Consider the following 18,288-nt stretch of genomic DNA (forward strand, 5'->3'; position numbering starts at 1 on the left):
CTGTTTTCACGTCCACCGCCAAAACCCGCCTAGCACGGGATGATGACCTTCCTACAGGGCTTTTCGCGGGCCGCGCGGCAGGTCTGCATAATTCTCGCCGCCGACCCCGAGCAAGGACCCTGCCCGCGAGGCGGGACGCGGCATGCCGCGGAGTTGCACCGCGACAGCCTGATCGATCTCCCGCAGAATGTTGCGGGCCGGCAACGGCTTGCCCAGCAAATAGCCCTGCAGTTCGTCGCAACCCGATTGCGCCAGGAACAGCGCCTGCTCGATCGTCTCGACGCCCTCTGCGACGACCTTCATGCCAAGGCCTGCCCCCAGGTCGATGATGGTGCGGACGATCGTCGCGGCATTGTCCTCGACCCCGAGACTGCTGACGAAACCCTGGTCGATCTTGATGGCATCGAACGGGTAGTGGCTAAGATAACTCAACGACGAGTATCCTGTGCCGAAATCGTCAAGGGCGATACGGAAACCGAAATCCTTGAGCGCCTCCAGGATATCCAGTGCGCGCTTGTCGTTGTCGATCAGGACGCTTTCGGTGATCTCCAGCTCCAGCCGCGACGCATCGATGCCGGAGCGCTGAACGATCGTGGAGAGATTGTGCAGGAAGTCCGGATGGCGAAACTGGATGGTGCTGACATTGACGCTCAGGCGCCCGTCGGCCACCTCGCCCTGCAAGAGCCGGCAGGCCTGCTCGATCACCCATTCGCCTATGGCGATGATCTTGCCGGAGGCTTCTGCGACCGGGATGAACTCGCTCGGGCTGACGAGGCCGCGCTCGGGATGATGCCAGCGGATCAGCGCCTCATAGGAGACGATCTGCGCGGTGGCGGCCTGAATGCGCGGCTGCAGATACAGTTCGAATTCGTCGCGCTGCAGCGCCTGTTCGATGTCGGCCTCCAGTGCCCGCCGCTTCTCGATCAATTCGTTCATGCCCGGCCGGAAGATCTGCCAGGTGTTTCGGCCGGAATCCTTGGCCTGGTAGAGGGCGACATCGGCCCGGTTGATCAGTTCCTCGGACGTCGAGGCATGTTCCGGGCAAAGGGCAGAGCCGATGCTGACGCCACATTTGATCATCTCGCCGCGCCCCGTGTCGAAGGGCTCGCGGAACGCGGCAATCAGACGCCGGCTGAAGTCCTCGATCTGGGCTTCGAAGGAACCGTTGGACAGGATGACGGCGAACTCGTCCCCACCGAGACGAGCGGCGACATCATAGCGCCCGAGAGCGGCTGTCAGCCGCCGGGCGGTCTCGCGGATGACGGCGTCGCCGGCCGGATGACCGTAGATATCATTGATATCCTTGAAGTGATCGAGATCGACCAGGACAACGGCGCAGCCCCAGCCGGCATTGGCCCGGTCGACGCTTGCGGCGAGATGCTCGGCAAACAGCGTCCGGTTTGCCAGGCCCGTCAGCGGATCGTGCAAGGCGAGATGCCGGATGTGCTGTTCGGCCGCCCGGCGTTCGCGCTGATCAACAAGGCAGCCGACACGCATCGTCTTGCCGCGATAGACGATATCACGGCCGCGGGCCTCGACCGGAATCTGCTCGCCGCCGGGCGTATGGATGACAACCTCGAAGCTCGCGTCCACTCCATCCTGAGAAGCCTCCTGCAGCGTGACGCGGCCGTCCTGGGACAGAAAATCGTAGATCGGCCGGCCGATCAGGTCCTTCAAGGGCAGACCAAGGAGACTGGCCAATTGTTCATTGCCATCGACGATGATGCCGTCATGATACATGACGATCGCCTCGAACGTGGCGTTTGCAATGGTGGCGACCCGCTCGGCCTCCTCGTCATCGCGGCGTTTGGCCGTCAACTTGCCGCGGTTCTTTTCCTCCTCTTCGATATTGTCCATCAGGCGGTTGAAAAGGCCGGTGAGCTTTTCCGCCTCGTCGCCGCTGACGACCGGCAGGCGGTGGGTGAGATCGGCCGTTCCGTTGACCAGCCCGGACAGAGCATCTTCGACATGGCCGACGCCGAGCCTTGTGGCGTGCTCGGCAACGTTCAGCCCGACCTCTTCGTCTTCGACAGACACCCGCACCGTCATTATGCGATCGAGAAGCCAGAAGAAGGCATAGCCAAGCCCGAAGGCCCAGTAGAAATTCAAGAGCGAACCGAAGACCTGGATGTAAAATTGCGCAAACCGTCCGCCGGCCGGCAACGCCTCGACCGGCGCCAGAAAAGCCAGCCCCAGCGTTCCCGCAACGCCCGCAAAGGCATGAACCCCGATCGCGCCGACAGCATCGTCGATCTTCAATCGGCGCTCGACATACTCATTGCCGTAAATCGCCACCACCGCACCGAGAGCCCCGATGATCAGCGCGCCGGACGGATCGAGCACATGGCAGCCGGCGGTGACGGCCACCAGCCCGCCCAGCATGCCGCAGAGGGCCTTTTCGGGCAGGACCACGCCGTCGCGAAAATAGCCGAGCACATAGCCGACACAGGTGGCCATGCCGCCGGCCAGAACCGTGTTCAGGATGATCGGCGCCATGTCCGCGGACGCCTTTGCCGTGGAGCCGCCATTGAAGCCGATCCAGCCGATGAACAGTAGCAAGGCGCCCGTCGTCGACAGGACAGGATTATGGCCGGCGATGCGCACGACATTGCCATTGGCATCGAAGCGTCCGAGACGCGGGCCGATGACCATGCAGGCGGCAAGCGAAATCCAGCCACCGGTGGCATGCACCACGGTCGAACCGGCGAAATCGACAAAGCCGAGATTGGCCAGGAAGGCCGATGTATTGGGCGTCAGCGCCGAGCCCCAGGTCCAGTGCACGAAGACCGGGTAGATGATGCCCGACAGGAACAGCGAGCCGAATACATAGGCCGACAGCTTCATGCGCTCGGCAACGGCACCGGACACGATCGTCGCCGCCGTTCCGCAGAACATCACCTGGAAGACGAAGAAGCCGCTTTCCCAGGTCGTCAGGTTGTGCAGGAAATAAAAATCACCCTCTGTCCCGACGACGAAGCCGTCGGATGCGCCGAAGGCGATCATGAAGCCGATGGCTGCAAAGGCGACGACGCCGAAGACGAAATCCAGCAGGTTCTTCTGGGCGACGTTGATGGAGTTCTTCGAGCGCACCATGCCGGCTTCCAGCAGCAGAAAACCGACCTGCATCATCATGACCATGCCGGCTGCGACCAGGATCCAGACCAGGTCAAGATTGCCGGCCACCGTGGTCGCATCCGTATCAGCAGCCATCGCGGCCGAGGTCAGCGCGCAGAACGTGACTGCCGCTACCAAGTATCTCAACAGATGGCCCTTCACAAATAGCGAAAACTTGAATTTCACCCGCACATCCCGAACCACGCTTCGAGGCCATATGATCGGCAATCACTTAAAATTGAGTGATCATTTGACGTGCTTTTTAAGGTAAGCGATCCCACCACGGGGCACGGGAAAATTCAATCTTTTCAAGCAGGCGGCGTATATTGCCGCATTGCACCATCATGGCGTGCAAAAGCGGCGTGCGTCAGCCTTGCTCCGTTCAGGCGGAACGTGATTTCGCGCCGTCCGAAAACAGCGAAGCACCGTTCTGGTCGATGATCTGGCGCGCCTTGCGAAAGGTTCCGTCCAGCGCGTCGTCGGCTGAGGAGAAAACGTCGGCGCGGATGAACACCCGCTCCAGCGTTTCGCCGTCAACCACCTTCTCGATGCGTCCGGCCAGCCGGAACTGGTTTCCCTCGCGCATCGGTTCGGCAAATATGGTGCAGTCGCCATGAACCTGCGGCTCGGCGGCAAGCTTTGCAGCAGAACCCGACTTGGCGGCACCGGACTTCGGCGCACCGGAAAACAGGGAAAGGATATTCGACAGAAAGGAAGCCATGAGGCGTGCCTAGCATATCCGCCCGGCGCACTAAAGTCCCTGTTTCATCGAAAAGCCCAATTTCCACGGTGCATCGACACTGACGATTCCAACGAGGACAGGCGGATGAAGATTGTTCTTGGCATCATCTTGGCTGTTGGCATTGCTATCTGGGCCGCCAACACAAATCTCTTCGTGGGCGAGACCGACGGACGGACGTTCGAGGTGATCGCCCATCGCGGCCAGCACCAGACCTTCGATCGCACGGGCCTGCAGAACGATACCTGCACCGCACAGCGTATCGGTCCGCCGTCCCATTCCTATCTAGAGAATACGCTGGCCTCGATGAGAGCTGCATTCGACGCTGGCGCTTCGGTGGTGGAACTCGACGTCCATCTGACGCCGGACGGACAGTTTGCCGTCTTTCACGACTGGACGCTCGAATGTCGAACCGATGCAACAGGCGTTACCGAGACGACGCCAATGGCACGGCTAAAGGAGCTCGATATCGGTTACGGCTACACCGCCGATAACGGCAAGACCTTTCCGTTTCGCGGCCAGGGCATCGGCATGATGCCCACACTGGACGAGGTGTTCCGCGCCTTGCCGGACGGCAGGTTCCTGATCAACTTCAAAAGCAGGCGGGAGGAGGAAGGGACGGCACTGGCAGCAATGCTCGAATCCAACCCTGCCTACAGGTCGGCGGTCTATGGCGTCTACGGCGACGACCGGCCAACGCTTGCGGCAATCGACAAGATCGAAGGATTGCGGGGCTATACCAAGGACACCGTCAAAGATTGCCTCCTCACTTATCTGGCGACAGGTTGGAGCGGTTATGTTCCCGCCGCCTGCCGCAATACACTCGTGCCTGTGCCCGTCAATTACGCAGCCCTGCTCTGGGGCTGGCCGCATCGCTTCACCGAGCGCATGCGTTCCGTCGGTTCGGACGTTCTGCTGCTCGGGCCTTATGAGAGTGGTGACCTCGGATCAGCTGGGCTCGACGATAGTGAAAGCTGGGCACTGGTGCCGCCGGGCTTTGCCGGCGCAATCTGGACCAACCGTATCGAACAAGCCGCTGCAATGGCATCCGCCGCAGGCCTCTGCGCGACATCATCACCGGCCAGGCTCTGCCGACGATGACCCCCTATCCCGGCAGTCGCTGTCGCGCTACGCTTGTGTGGCAGGCCCTCTGACATGGGCGGAACAAGACCGACGATACCGGAACCGGGGAGAGCGATGCCATATACGTTTCTGGGCGTTTCGGCCTCGATTGTCGCTGTGCTGGCCATCATCATCGTTGCCCTCATGATACGACCACTGAACCCCCTTGCCGCTGCACCATTCGATCCCGGCGCCATCGGCGATGATCTTGACCTTTATCTCGCGAGGGCGGAAGCGAAAGCCGGCAATGTGCGCGATGGCGCACAGAAGCAGATTGTCTGGGCCGACCCGATCAGCCGGGCAAGGACGCCTGTTGTCCTGATCTATATCCACGGATTCTCCGCTTCCGCCGGCGAAATCCGCCCGCTGCCGGATCTGGTCGCAAAGGATCTCGGCGCCAATCTCTATTTCACCCGGTTGACCGGCCACGGACAGAGCGGCGATGCGTTGGCGAAAGCGAGGGTGACGGACTGGATTGCCGATTTTTCGGAAACACTGGCCGTCGCCGAGCGCCTTGGCGACAGAACAGTGGTGATGGCCACGTCGACCGGCGGGGCTTTGGTGACCTGGGCGCTCACCCAGCCCCTCTACCGTGGCCGCATCGCGGCCGCCGTTCTGCTGTCACCGAACTACGGTCTGCAGGCGGCCGGATCGTTCCTGCTCGCCATGCCGTTCGGCGGGTCCATTGCCCGGCTGGTCATCGGCCCGCGCCGCGGTTTCGAACCACGCAATGCGTTGCATGCCGCGCGCTGGACGACCGAATATCCGGTGGAAGCCCTGATCCCCATGGCGCATCTGGTGCGTCTTGCGGCGCGCGTTCCGGTCGAGACGATCGACTCACCGGCGCTGTTCCTGTGCTCGCCGCATGACACGGTGGTCAGGCCCGATCTCACGGCCAGGATCGCGGCCCGCTGGGGTGCTCCGGCGCAGATCATCGATCCGGGCGAAGTCGAGGATCCCAACCATCACGTCATTGCCGGCGACGCGCTGTCGCCATCGACGACACAGCCGCTGGCCGCTCGCATTACGGCATGGCTCAGGGACCAGCCGACGGTCAGATGATCAGGTTGGCGAGGATCTCGTTTTCGGTGATATCCTCATAGCCGAGGCCTGCCGCCTCGAATCGGGCTATCAGTTCGGCAAAATGGCCGCGTTCGCGGGTTTCGATGCCAATCAGGATCGAGCCGAAATTGCGGGCCGACTTTTTCAGGTATTCGAACCGGGCGATATCGTCGTCGGGGCCTAGCAGATTGAGGAAGTCGCGCAGGGCGCCCGGGCGCTGCGGCAGGCGCAGGATGAAATATTTCTTCAGCCCGGCATGGCGCATGGCACGCTCCTTGACATCCGGTAGCCGCTCGAAATCGAAATTGCCGCCCGAGACGACCGCAATGACGGTCTTGCCCTGCAGGCGGTCCGGACCCAGTTCCTCCAGCGCGGCAACGGCCAGCGCGCCGGCCGGCTCGAGCACCACGCCTTCGACATTGAGCATTTCGGTAATCGTCACGCAGATGGCGTTTTCGGCAATCAGCAGGACCTGCTCAGCCGGAAAGCCGCGCAGCGCTTGAAAATTCAGGTCGCCGATCCGGGCAACGGCCGCACCATCGACGAAATTGTCGACCTTTGGCAGCGTGACGACGGCGCCCGCCTCCAGACTGCGCTTCAGGCTCGGCGCGCCGGACGGTTCGGCAAAGACGAAGCCGTCCGCCGGTACATCCGTCATGTAGCCGGTCATCCCGGCCGACAGACCGCCGCCGCCGACCGGCATGATCACCAGATCAGGGCTTTCGCCGTCGGGCAGCTGTTCGAGGATTTCGGCGGCAACGGTCGCCTGTCCCTCGATGATGTCGGCATGATCGAAGGGCGGCACCATATAGCCGCCGATCGCCTCGACATGCTCGCGGGCCGCCGCGTAGCACTGGTCGAAAATGTCGCCGAACAGGCGGATGGTGATGAACTCGCCGCCGAAGATGCGCGTCTTGTCGATCTTCTGCTGCGGCGTGGTCACCGGCATGAAGACGACACCCTTCACCCCGAAATGCCGGCAAACGAAGGCAAAGCCCTGGGCATGGTTGCCGGCGGAGGCGCAAATGAAGGTCTTGTCGGTGCCACCGCCTGCAATCACCTTGCGGAAGAAATTGAAGGCGCCGCGGATCTTGTAGGAGCGGACCGGCGAGAGATCCTCGCGCTTCAGGTAGACGCTGGCACCGTAGCGGGCGCTCAGATGCTCGTTCAGTTGCAGCGGGGTTGCGGGGAAAATCTCCCGCATTGCTTCGGTCGCCTGCAAAACGTCCTGTCGGGTCACGTCGTCCATCCATTGAATTTTGTCATGGCTCCCGCTATGGCATAACGAACCGGCGGAAACAAAGCTCTTTTCCGCGATGCTTTAGACAGGAATGTCCCGTCCTTGAACGCCAACCTCCTCCGCTTCGCCATCTACATAGCCGCCCTGTGCGGGCTCTATCTGGCGACGGCGATGGTCGTTCCGGCGATGATCGACCTTTATTACGGCCATGACGACTGGCACATCTTCGCCATCTGCGCCTTCATGGTCGGCGGGCTGTCGCTGATGACCGCGATGGCGACCCGCGGTGCACCACCGACCTTCACCAAACGGCTCGGCTTCGTTCTGGTCAATCTTCTCTGGGCGGTCTTCTCGCTCGTCGGCGCCGTGCCATTCTACTTCTCCGGCCTGGGCCTGACCTTCGCCCAGGCGCTGTTCGAATGCATTTCCGGCATAACCACGACCGGATCGACCGTTCTCGTCGGACTGGACGATATGCCGCCGGGACTGCTTCTGTGGCGGTCTCTGCTGTGCTGGCTGGGCGGCATCGGTATCGTCGCGCTCGGCCTGTTCGTCCTGCCGTTCCTGCGGGTCGGCGGCATGTCCTTCTTCAAGATGGAATCCTCCGACACCAACGACAAACCCTTTGCGCGGCTGGCAAGCTTCACCCGAGCCTTCGTTGCGGTCTATGTCGGTATCACGCTGTCCTGCGCCATGGCCTATGATTTTGCCGGAATGGGCCATTTCGACGCGATCAACCATGCGATGACGACGGTGGCTACGGCTGGCTTTTCTACCCACGACGCATCGTTTGGATTTTTCCGAAACGACGCCCTCTTATGGGTGTCGACCTTCTTCATGACGATATCGAGCCTACCCTTCTCGATCCTGATCGTCTTCATCGTGCGTAAACGGCTGGATGCGCTGCGCGATCCGCAGATCAGCGTCTTCGTCGGCTATCTCTGCGCCTTTTCGGTCGCGGTAGCCGTCTATCATCACCTGCGAAACGATGTCGAACTGACAACAGCGCTCACCCATTCGTTCTTCAACATCTCGTCGCTGCTCTCCACCACGGGCTATGCCAGCGACGATTATACGCTTTGGGGACCCTTCGTCATCTTGCTGGCCTTTTTCGCGACCTTCATGGGCGGTTGCTCCGGGTCCACGGCCGGCGGCATCAAGGCCTATCGCTTCGTCATCTTGTCGAGCATCATCACGACAGGCCTGAAAAAGCTGATCTACCCCAATGCAGTCTATTCGGTGCGCTACGGAACCAAGACGGTCGATGCGGAGACCCAGTCGACGGTCATCCTGTTCACAACAACCTATCTTCTGCTCTGGGTGGTCGGCAGCGTGCTGATGGGCCTGCTGGGCTATGATATCGAGACATCGACATCCGCCGTCATCACCGCCCTGTCGAATGTCGGCCCCGGCATCGGTTCGATCATCGGACCTGTCGGCAATTTTTCGACGATTAGCGATCCGGCCCTCTACCTGCTGTCGCTGATGATGCTGCTCGGCCGCCTCGAGGTTCTGTCCGTCATGGTGCTGCTGATGCCGATGTTCTGGAGAACCTGACGCAGCCCCCTTGACTGTCCACGCCGTTGCTTGAAATTGTCGGCAAGGGTCATGGGGCAAGGGAGGACGGGGCAATGAACCCGATCAGGACAAGAAGTTTTGGCATGCAGATGCAGCGCGCGGTCTGTCTGGCGGTCGGCCTGGCCGCGGCCGCCGGCGTCGAGGCCGGGCCGCTTGCCGATGCCGCAGCCATCGCCGAACAGAAGTCGGCGAGCGGCGATGCGCTCGGTGCTTATGAGGCCGCCGCCCAAGCTTTTGCGGCCTTTGCCGCCACCCTGCCCTTTTCCGTGAAAACGGCGGTCTTCGTCTCGGACAAGCCGAAGGCCTTCGGCGCCTATACGCCGCGGGATGGCTCGGCCTTTTCCCCCGGCGAGCCGCTGGTCACCTATGTGGAACTGATCGGCCTGTCCTGGAAGGATATCGGCGAGGGAAAGCAACAATCCAATTTCAGCGTCGACCTGGAACTGAAGGACAAAGCTGGCGAAATCCTTGCCGCGCAAAAGGAATTCGGCAACTTCACCTTCACCGGCTTTGTCGCCAACCAGGAAATCTACACGCACCTGACGCTTGACGTCACCGGCGCCGATCCCGGCGACTACGTGCTGCACTATACGATCAACGACAATGTCGGCCAAAAGGTCACGGCCTTCGAGCAGCCGTTCACCCTGCTCAAATAACAAACGGCAAGCGTCACAAAGCCGCCACGCCACCCTTGACGTGCCCCCGCAACTGGTTGAAACAGGGGCCGCGCGGGCGTGGCGAAACTGGTAGACGCAAGGGACTTAAAATCCCTCGGCCTCGGCTGTGCGGGTTCGACCCCCGCCGCCCGCACCAGGCTTATCCTGCACCGCTGCCCGCCGTTCAACCATCAAACGAAACGCCGATGTCCCGGGCCTTGCGCCAGCGCACCGTGCAAGAGCGCATCACGCCATCCTCAAGGCGCAACTGAAACTGGTCGGGAATGTCGATGGTGGTCTCGAAGACAAGCTTTGCGCCGCTGGCGGAAAGATTGCGGACCATGCAGTCGTGGGTCGAGTGGCCATTGTTGGTCACGACGCGTCCTGCCTTCAACGCGCGCGACCGGGTTGTCGTTCGTCGCTCTTCCATAAACGTTTGTCCTTCACACAGCGGAAAACGCCGCTGGCGCCAGACAAGGCTAGGAAGAAAAGGTCAAGGAACACTTAGGAAAATTTAACATACTAGATTCGCAGCAAAACGCCGGAGCGGCCCGTCCTGAAAACAGGAGAGCGCGGCCGATAGACCGCGCTCCTTGCCGACCAGTTGAAAGCCGGCCGATATTCTTATGCCGACAGCTTGGCGGCAATCTTGGCGACATGGGCGCCCTGGAACTTGGCAGCGTCGAGTTCAACCTCCGACGGCATGCGCGAGCCGTCGCCATCGGTGATGGTCGAGGCACCGTAGGGCGAGCCGCCCTTGACGGCTTCGACGCCCATCTGGCCCTGGAAGGCATAGGGCAGACCGACGACGACGAGACCATGATGCAGCAAGGTCGGGATGAAGCCGAGAATGGTCGATTCCTGGCCGCCGTGCTGGGTTGCCGAAGAGGTGAAGACCGAGCCGACCTTGCCGACCAGCTTGCCGTTGAACCACAGGCCACCGGTCTGGTCCCAGAAATTGCGCATCTGCGAAGCGACCGTGCCGAAACGCGTGCCGGCGCCGACGATGATGGCGTCGTATTCGGAGAGTTCTTCGACGGTCGCGATTTCGGCCTTCTGGTCGAGCTTGAAGTGCGACGCCTTGGCGACCTCTTCCGGCACCAGTTCGGGAACGCGCTTGACGGTGACGTCGGCGCCCGCCGACTTCGCGCCTTCGGCAACGGCATAGGCCATCGTTTCGATGTGGCCGTAAGCCGAATAGTAAAGGACCAAAACCTTAGCCATGATATGTCTCCGTTCGTTCGGGGGATGATGAAATGCGTCGAGGCCATATGTAGCGTTCCTGGCGCGCAGAGCTAGCCTGTCCGGCGAAGACGGACTGTTCACAAGCGCAACGCACTTCATCGGCCAAGCTGACATCGGCGCGACGCAGACCTGTGACTTCAGGCATTTGCTTTGGCATTGAACGGCGCTAGTAATGACCGACCAACAGCTCTCAGGAACATCCCCCATGACCCACGCCACCATCGTCACGGCAGCCATGCTGGCCATCGGCGACGAGCTTCTCTCTGGACGGACGAAAGACAAGAATATCGGCTATCTCGCCGACATGCTGACACTTGCCGGCATCGATCTCAAGGAAGTCCGGATCGTGGCGGACGAGGAAGAGGCGATCGTCGAGGCGCTGAATGCGCTGCGTGGCCGCTACGACTACGTCTTCACCTCCGGTGGCATCGGTCCGACCCATGACGACATCACGGCCGACGCGGTCTCCAAGGCATTTGGTCTTGCCTGCATCTATGATGACAAGGCGATGGACCTGCTGGGCGAGATGTACAGCCGTCGCAACATGGAGTTCACCGAGGCCCGCAAGCGCATGGCGCGCATGCCCGAAGGCAGCATCCATATCGCCAACCCGGTGTCGACCGCGCCCGGCTTCCACATCGGCAATGTCTTCGTCATGGCCGGCGTTCCGCAGGTCTTCCAGGCCATGCTGAATGCCGTGATCGACGGGCTGCCGGCCGGCAGCAAGGTGCTGTCGCGCACCCTTGCCTGCCCGTTCGGCGAAGGCGATATCGGCACCTTGCTGGCCGCCGTCCAGAAGGAGCATCCCGACACCAGCATCGGCTCCTATCCGCGCTTCGACGGGCGCAGCTTCAGCACGGAGCTTGTCGTGCGGGCCCGCAGCGAAGCGCCGCTGGAGGCCGCTGCCGCCGCTATAGAGGCAATGATCGCAGACCTGATGGCAAGCCGCGCCACCGCCTCCGGCAATCCGTGAACGCTTCGCCCCAGGACCTCTGCAGGGTTGACCGAAGTCAAGGAACGGCAGAGGATCGCATGCGTACAATGATTGGGCGGACACAACAGAACTACCGCTGAGGAGAAGATTATGGGCTACAAAACCATTCTAGCCGTCTTGGACACGCCCAAGAATGCACAACAGATTAGCGATTTCTCGATTGCACTGGCCGACACCTTCCAGTCCCATATCGTCGGCCTGCATGCCGAAACCATTGCCGCCGTGCCGCTGGTTGCGCCGATGGAGATTCCGGACCCGGCAACGGTTCAGGCGCTGCAGGACATGGCCCATACCGAGACGGTTAATGTCGAGCGCATCTTCAGGGATCTGGCGGAGCGTAACGGCGCCTCCCATGAATGGCGCAGCTTCCTCTCCTCGGCCGGCTACAGTTCGGGATCGCTGGTCGACAGCGCCCGCACCGTCGATCTGGTGATCGCCGCCCAGGGCGACAATTCGCTGCTGTCGGAAAGCCGGGCCGATCTGGAAAATTTCCTGTTCGAAAGCGGCCGTCCGGTGCTTCTGGTTCCCTATATCCTCAAGACGCCGAAGCCGATCAAGCGGGTGTTGATTGCCTGGAACGGTTCGCGGGAGGCGGCGCGCGCCACGTTCGACGCCCTGCCCTTCCTGAAAGCCGCCGATTCGGTCGAGGTGTTCTCCGTCGATCCGCCGGAAACCAACACCCAGTCGCCGGAAATGGCCGGCGCCGAAATCGCCGCCACGCTCGCCCGCCACGGCGTCAAGGTCATGGTGGCGCATCAGGAATCCGACAAGCTGTCGGCGTCGGCTGCCATCGAAAACCGCCTGGCAGACAGCAGCATCGATCTGCTCGTCATGGGCGCCTATGGCCACAAGCGCTGGTGGGAGACATTGTTTGGCGGCGTGACCCGCACGGTTCTCGATTCGATGACGGCGCTTACCCTGCTGTCGCGCTGATCGCCTGCAATCCGGGGGCTTGCCTAGAGCCCTCGATTGCCGCTAATAGCAACGGCCAAAGACAGATTGCCCTTGCGGGCTCCTTTCGCGCGACGCCGTTCGCGCGAAACGTGTTTTTGGCGCCAGTGCCGAGAACGCGGCTTGGTCTCCCCGCAAGCTCCCTGCCTTTTTGAAACACGCCGGATGCCGGCGCGATGCCCTACCCTTGTCCTGCGGAGCCCAGACCATGTCCCTTCCCGAAAAAGCCTTTCCCGTTTCCTGGGATCAGTTTCACCGCGACGCCCGGGCGCTAGCCTGGCGGCTGGCCGGCAGCGGCCAGGATTTCCGGGCGATCGTCTGCATCACCCGCGGCGGCCTGGTGCCGGCCGCCATCATCTCGCGCGAACTGAACATCCGGCTGATCGAGACCGTGTGCATCGCCTCCTACCACGACTATGTCAATCAGGGCGAGATGAACCTCTTGAAGGGAATTTCCGCGGAACTGACCAGCGAGGGCGGCGCCGGGGTTCTTGTCGTCGACGACCTGACGGATACCGGCAAGACGGCCACCGAAGTGCGCGCCATGCTGCCCAAGGCCCATTTCGCCTGCGTCTATGCCAAGCCGAAGGGCGTGCCGGTGATCGATACCTTCGTCACCGAAGTCAGCCAGGATACCTGGATCTATTTCCCCTGGGACATGGGCTTCACCTATCAGGAACCGATCGCCAAAGGCGCGCGCGGCTGAACGCCGCCCTGCGGCGGCAAGTCGTCCGGCACCCAGGATGAATCGACCGGCAGACAGGTCGATGAAAAAAGGCGCCCGAAGACGCCTTTTCTGCAAATCAGTAACCCGACAAGCCGACGTCAGATGATCAGGAAATCCTGGTGGGTCAGCGACAGGCCGGAGTCGAGATGGGCGATCCTGACGCGTCCTCCTGACCCCGTTCCATTCGAGTCGTAGAAGAGATTGCCGGTATCGGTTTCATAGATGATCCGGTCGCTGGAATCGCCCGCCAACCCGGTGGCATTCTTGCGGAACGCTGCGGACGACAGGGTGCCTGGCGCGCCGATCCGGCTGAAGATGGCGTTGTCCAGCATTGCGAAATCACTCACCACGCTGAAATCGTCGATCGTGTCGACATTGGTACTGCCGTTCAGCGCGGTGTTGAACACGAACTTGTCGGTACCCGCGCCGCCGACCATCCGATCATTGCCGAGGCCGCCAAAAAGCCTGTCATCGCCTGCCTGGCCGCTCAAAAGGTCGTTGCCGGCGCGGCCAATCAAGAGGTCATTGCCGCGAAACCCATAGAAGTGGTTGGCGCCGCTATTGCCATGGAAGGTATCGCTGCCGTCGCCGCCGATCGCCCGTTCCATTCCCTGGAAGTTAACGTTGACGCCATCGATGCGGGATTGCGCGTCGTCATTCAGGTCGATCAGCGAGGCAGACGTCACCGCCGACGCATTGATGATGTCGATACCGCCATTTCTGTCTATGTCAGCGTGGCATGTGCGCCAAGACCAGCGAAATCGGAATATTCATTGGTGAAGATGTAGCGATCGTTGGCGCTTGAGGCGCTGCCAAAGGTTCTCAATTTGAGATCGCTGACCGTCAACGTGTTCCCCGAGGCAGCGTCGATGACGGAGACCATCCACGCGCCGGCGCTCGACACACCCCGGAACGCCTGGCTCTCGAATGTCCAGGTGCCATTGAAATCCTGCGAAGTTCCCGTTCCGTTGACAAGCGTGGACCGCGTACCATCCGGCGATGTCAGGACGATCTTGACGTCACCGACATAGGTCGTGGCAAATGTCACCGTGAGGCTGACACGCTCGACCTCGATCGCATCCGCCTCCCGGATGGTGAAAGTCCGACCGGTACTGTTGCCATCCGGAATGGTAACCGTGCTGTTCAAGCCGTCCTGAAGGGTCATGACCTGGTTGACGCTGGTCTGGGCGGCAGCGCCTAGCAGCCAGCTTTCAGCCAGTCTCACGGCGGCCGTTGCATCGACCAGGCCATAGCCGTAGTCGATGGAGAAATGCATGCGTCCGCCGTTCCAGTTATCGCCGCCGTTCCAAGACACGGGCTCGCGCTGGGATCCGACGCCCGGGGCGTCGGAAAAGCGAGCCGAGACGGCAAGGATGGTCTGCACGTCGCGCCAGCCGAGGTCGGCGTTGGCGTCGAGCACAAGCGCCACCACGCCCGACACCATGGCTGCAGCGGCGTCGGTTCCGTGGAACCGGTTCGTGATATCGGTGGCATCATAGCCAGCACTGCCCGTGCGGTCGGTCGTCACCACCTCGCTCGGCGAGCCGAAACCCGACACGAGATTGGCAGCACCATAGCTCGAATAGCTTGAGACGCTGCCGTTCTGGTTGACCGCCGCCACGACGATCTGTCGCGTGTCATTGGTCCACATGTTGGCATTGACGTCATAGTCGCCACCACGCCCGTTGCCGGCCGACTTGACGATGATCGTGCCGAGGCCGTCCCGACCAGTCTCGACGGCAAAATTGATCGACGTCCGAACGGAGAGCACCAGGCTCGGCGTGAGAGAACCGCCGAAGATCGTCGCTATCCCGTCCTGGTTCAGGCTGACGTTGATGACATCGGCACCCGCATTGGCGGCATCACGGATGCCGTCGCGGGTATTCTCCAGCCTGGTGTCGGAGGAACGAGCAACGGTCCTATAACCCACAAGATTGGCATCAAAGGCGATCCCGACCGTTCCCTGACCATTGTCATCCGCGCCGATAATGCCCATGACCGCCGTTCCGTGAGCGTCGGAACTGGCGCCGAAGGCATCGGTCGTGTCGTTGGAATAGTCGTAATCCATCGTCTCGTCGTAATTTGCCGATAGATCGGTGTGATTGTAGTCGAAGCCATCGTCTATGACAAAAACATCGACCCCGGCTCCGGTATAATCGGCCCAGGCGTCCATCACCCGCAGATCGAAACGGCTGGGGTACCGCTGATTGAGATACCACTGCTGGTCTTCTGGCGAGAAGTCAGTCGAAAGTCGAGGATCTGTTGGAATTGACATATGCCCTCCTAGGAAAACACCGCCATCACGGCGACATGATACGCGTACGTCTTTTACTCGAAATATCTGCTTGAGCCAAAGTTTCGCATCCCCACTGACTGGGTATCTTATCTTGGAAGAGACATATACGCTACTGCTAGCCTTGCGCGTAGGCAGAAAATATAAACAGAATTCTATTCGTCTTCATTGAATACTTGTGATGATCGCTGCAATATTTTAAGAACGACATTGCAACCGAAACCAGTTGCTGTCCGTGCTGAGGTCCTGGGCTTTGCCTCCGTGCCTCTTGCCAATGAGTTCAGGTTTGACACCCAAGGGACGCCTGGCGACGGACAATTGAAAAAGGCGCCCAAAGGCGCCTTTCCCGGCATAGCGATCCGTTCAGAGGCAAGCGGCCTCAAACGATCAAGAAATCCTGATTGGTCACCGCCAAGCCCGAACCGAGATGGGCGATCATGGTGCGCCCACCTGATCCGGTGCCGTTCGAGTCATAGAAGAGATCGCCCGTGTCCGTTTCATAGATGATACGGTCATTGGAATCACCGGCAAGCCCGGTGGCATTCTTGCGGAAGGCGGCGGCAGCCAAGGTTCCAACGGCTCCGATCGCGGTAAAGATGGCATTGTCGAGCGCGATGGTGTCAGTTGCAACGTTGAAGTCACCGATCATGTCGACATTGGTGCTGCCGTTCAACGCGGTGTTGAAAATGAACCTGTCGGCCCCAGCGCCGCCGACCAGCCGATCATTGCCGAGACCGCCGAAGATCTGGTCGTTGCCATTGCCTCCGCTCATTATGTCATTGCCCGCATAGCCATAGAGTTGGTCATTGCCGTCATTCCCCCAAAGCCGGTTCAATATTCCGTTACCGGCAATGATGTCGTTCCCAGAGCCGCCCTTGGCATTTTCGATCACTGCGCCCACGGCAATCGAGATATTTCCGGTGAAACCACCGATATTGGAGAACGAGGCAGAGTAGAGGTTGATACGCTGCGCCATCGAATATTGCGAGGCGTCGATGGTATCGTTGCCATTACCGTCCCAGATGCAGAAGACGGGGTCCGTATTGCTGGCGAAATTGTAAACCGAGCCGGTATTACCGTTGAAGCCATAGATCGAATCTCCGGCGCGCGTGTTGCGATTGACGCCATAGAGTTGCTGAACCGCCAGAATATCGAACATCAGCAAGGTGTCCGGATAACTGCCGAAGCTGCCCGTCGTGTTGTCTTCGTCAAAATAGCTCATCACGGAATACTGATGGGAATCTTCCGCGAACTGGGCATGTGTACCATAGGTGATGCTGACGCCGGGGCCGGCATTGTAATCGCCTGGATGGGCAAGTCCCATGGCGTGGCCGATTTCGTGCAGCATGGCGAAGAACGAATAGCTGCCACGCGGAATGCTGGTCGTCGAGACGCTGTCATTGTTGAGGTTGACGTCGCCGGCCAGACTGCCGGCACTCGGGTCACCCGGATAATAGGCATAGGCGCCGGCGCCGTCCGTGGTCGAGTTGTAGGCCGAGAACCGCATCGTGCCGGTATTCGCTGCAGACTGGGTGAAGGTGACGTTGCCCACCTCTGCAAACATGACCAGGCTCTGCTGTGCGGCCGCACGCTGGACGGAGGACAGCGCTATGAAGGCGGTCGCATTGCCACTGGCGTCGGTCTGGTCGGCATTCGAGGTGTCGAAGGAATAGGTGACGTTGACGGCGGTGCCCGGCGTCGCAGACCAACTGGTCCCGCCGCGGATCAGATTGCCGGCCCCCATCATGTAGTCGTAATGGGCAAGGCTACCGGCTGTGAACGACAGGCCATACTGACCCGAGTACGAATCGTTGTAACTGCCGACGTCCAGATAATAGGTGCCGGACGTCGTGGCGGTGAAGGTGATGGTGGAATTCGAGCCGGGACCGCCGTCATCGTCGATGGCGATCTGAGCTCCGGATGCATTGCGCAGCTGAAGCAGGGCGTCCGCCAGATCGTTGCCACCAGTGCCGACCAGCGCAAAGGTGTAGGTCTGCCCGGCGGTCAGCGAGACGCGGTACCAGTCGTGGTCAGACACAGTTGCGAGCCGGCCCTGTGCCGTCTGGCCGACTTGCAATCCATAAATCGTGCCCGTCGACGCCAAGGCGTCGGTGGTCTCGGTGATATTCGGCATGATGTCGTCCCCCTTCCGCGTGTTCGCGTCCCCGCGCCTGCCGAGTTATCCGGCATGCGCACCATGAATTCGATCAGTTTTTCTCGCCGCACAGCCGGATCATCGACTGCCGCGCCAGTTCCGCCAGTTCCGCGTTTCGCTCGCGTGACACAAGCGGGCTTCCGGTCAGAGCCTCCTCATAGCGGGCCTTGGCCTCGGCGCAGGTCTTCTCGCTGAGCGGCCGCTCCGGGTTGCGCGGCAGTGCCGAAGCATTTTCCGTCATGGAACCCATCACAATCAAAGAAACGGCGAACAGTTTGATTGCCGTACCTCGCACAGTAAAACGTCCGGCACCCACAGAAACCTCCTCGACATGTCTTATTGCCGATTTTATTGCCGACTAAAGACGACGGGAAGCATCGGAGCGGTCGCAGTCTTCTTTTTTAATCATAAA

General features: G+C 60.8%; 16 protein-coding genes and 1 tRNA gene. 8 read left to right on the forward strand and 9 right to left on the reverse strand.

Annotated features, from left to right (window positions below):
• Positions 1-51: 51 nt before the first annotated feature.
• Positions 52-3,261, reverse strand: a complete 3,210-nt coding sequence (gene amt / locus HFC70_RS09800) for an ammonium transporter (RefSeq protein WP_246735715.1) — start codon at positions 3,259-3,261, stop codon at positions 52-54.
• Positions 3,262-3,496: 235 nt separating this feature from the next.
• The gene (locus HFC70_RS09805; protein ID WP_168473055.1) at positions 3,497-3,835 is read right to left on the reverse strand and encodes an HlyU family transcriptional regulator; all 339 of its coding nucleotides are present in this window, start codon (positions 3,833-3,835) and stop codon (positions 3,497-3,499) included.
• Between the two features lie 105 nt (positions 3,836-3,940).
• Here HFC70_RS09805 and HFC70_RS09810 point away from each other — a divergent pair, with 105 nt between their 5' ends.
• Positions 3,941-4,954, forward strand: a complete 1,014-nt coding sequence (locus HFC70_RS09810; RefSeq protein ID WP_168473056.1) for a glycerophosphodiester phosphodiesterase family protein — start codon at positions 3,941-3,943, stop codon at positions 4,952-4,954.
• 96 nt (positions 4,955-5,050) lie between these two features.
• The gene (locus HFC70_RS09815) at positions 5,051-6,037 is read left to right on the forward strand and encodes a carboxylesterase (protein WP_168473057.1); all 987 of its coding nucleotides are present in this window, start codon (positions 5,051-5,053) and stop codon (positions 6,035-6,037) included.
• Here HFC70_RS09815 and ilvA read toward each other — a convergent pair.
• The gene (ilvA, locus tag HFC70_RS09820; protein WP_168473058.1) at positions 6,030-7,277 is read right to left on the reverse strand and encodes a threonine ammonia-lyase; all 1,248 of its coding nucleotides are present in this window, start codon (positions 7,275-7,277) and stop codon (positions 6,030-6,032) included. The two genes, HFC70_RS09815 and ilvA, sit on opposite strands and share 8 nt — an antisense overlap.
• Positions 7,278-7,379: 102 nt before the next feature.
• Between ilvA and HFC70_RS09825 the strand changes: the two genes are divergently transcribed.
• The 3 genes from HFC70_RS09825 (at position 7,380) to HFC70_RS09835 (ending at position 9,668) form a co-directional block, all read left to right on the forward strand.
• The gene (locus HFC70_RS09825; RefSeq protein ID WP_168473059.1) at positions 7,380-8,834 is read left to right on the forward strand and encodes a TrkH family potassium uptake protein; all 1,455 of its coding nucleotides are present in this window, start codon (positions 7,380-7,382) and stop codon (positions 8,832-8,834) included.
• 104 nt (positions 8,835-8,938) lie between these two features.
• Positions 8,939-9,511 (forward strand): hypothetical protein, encoded by a 573-nt coding sequence (locus HFC70_RS09830; RefSeq protein WP_168473060.1) that lies wholly within the window; start codon positions 8,939-8,941, stop codon positions 9,509-9,511.
• Positions 9,512-9,583: 72 nt separating this feature from the next.
• Positions 9,584-9,668: transfer RNA gene (locus HFC70_RS09835), tRNA-Leu, on the forward strand.
• 27 nt (positions 9,669-9,695) lie between these two features.
• On the opposite strand, the gene HFC70_RS09840 is transcribed toward HFC70_RS09835, so the two are convergent.
• Both HFC70_RS09840 and wrbA read right to left on the reverse strand, forming a co-directional pair.
• Positions 9,696-9,941, reverse strand: a complete 246-nt coding sequence (locus HFC70_RS09840) for a PilZ domain-containing protein (RefSeq protein WP_168473061.1) — start codon at positions 9,939-9,941, stop codon at positions 9,696-9,698.
• A 194-nt stretch (positions 9,942-10,135) separates the two neighbouring features.
• A complete protein-coding gene (gene wrbA / locus HFC70_RS09845; protein ID WP_168473062.1) occupies positions 10,136-10,735 on the reverse strand; it encodes an NAD(P)H:quinone oxidoreductase type IV in 600 nt (199 codons plus the stop codon).
• 226 nt (positions 10,736-10,961) lie between these two features.
• Between wrbA and HFC70_RS09850 the strand changes: the two genes are divergently transcribed.
• The 3 genes from HFC70_RS09850 (at position 10,962) to gpt (ending at position 13,407) form a co-directional block, all read left to right on the forward strand.
• The gene (locus HFC70_RS09850; protein ID WP_168473063.1) at positions 10,962-11,729 is read left to right on the forward strand and encodes a competence/damage-inducible protein A; all 768 of its coding nucleotides are present in this window, start codon (positions 10,962-10,964) and stop codon (positions 11,727-11,729) included.
• 111 nt (positions 11,730-11,840) lie between these two features.
• The gene (locus HFC70_RS09855; protein WP_168473064.1) at positions 11,841-12,683 is read left to right on the forward strand and encodes a universal stress protein; all 843 of its coding nucleotides are present in this window, start codon (positions 11,841-11,843) and stop codon (positions 12,681-12,683) included.
• A gap of 226 nt (positions 12,684-12,909) precedes the next feature.
• A complete protein-coding gene (gene gpt / locus HFC70_RS09860) occupies positions 12,910-13,407 on the forward strand; it encodes a xanthine phosphoribosyltransferase (RefSeq protein WP_168473065.1) in 498 nt (165 codons plus the stop codon).
• Between the two features lie 119 nt (positions 13,408-13,526).
• On the opposite strand, the gene HFC70_RS09865 is transcribed toward gpt, so the two are convergent.
• The 4 genes from HFC70_RS09865 to HFC70_RS09880 all read right to left on the reverse strand — a co-directional run bounded on the left by HFC70_RS09865 (position 13,527) and on the right by HFC70_RS09880 (position 18,117).
• The gene (locus HFC70_RS09865; RefSeq protein WP_168473066.1) at positions 13,527-14,114 is read right to left on the reverse strand and encodes a calcium-binding protein; all 588 of its coding nucleotides are present in this window, start codon (positions 14,112-14,114) and stop codon (positions 13,527-13,529) included.
• Positions 14,115-14,152: 38 nt separating this feature from the next.
• The gene (locus tag HFC70_RS09870; RefSeq protein ID WP_168473067.1) at positions 14,153-15,703 is read right to left on the reverse strand and encodes a S8 family serine peptidase; all 1,551 of its coding nucleotides are present in this window, start codon (positions 15,701-15,703) and stop codon (positions 14,153-14,155) included.
• Between the two features lie 397 nt (positions 15,704-16,100).
• Positions 16,101-17,855: a M10 family metallopeptidase C-terminal domain-containing protein gene (locus tag HFC70_RS27200; protein WP_168473068.1), complete on the reverse strand. Its 1,755-nt coding sequence runs from the start codon at positions 17,853-17,855 to the stop codon at positions 16,101-16,103.
• Positions 17,856-17,928: 73 nt separating this feature from the next.
• Entirely contained in the window at positions 17,929-18,117 is a 189-nt protein-coding gene (locus HFC70_RS09880; RefSeq protein WP_168473069.1) for a hypothetical protein, read from the reverse strand.
• Positions 18,118-18,288: the final 171 nt, after the last annotated feature.

The sequence above is a fragment of the Agrobacterium sp. a22-2 genome (genome assembly GCF_012276985.1).
Classification (GTDB): Bacteria; Pseudomonadota; Alphaproteobacteria; order Rhizobiales; family Rhizobiaceae; genus Allorhizobium.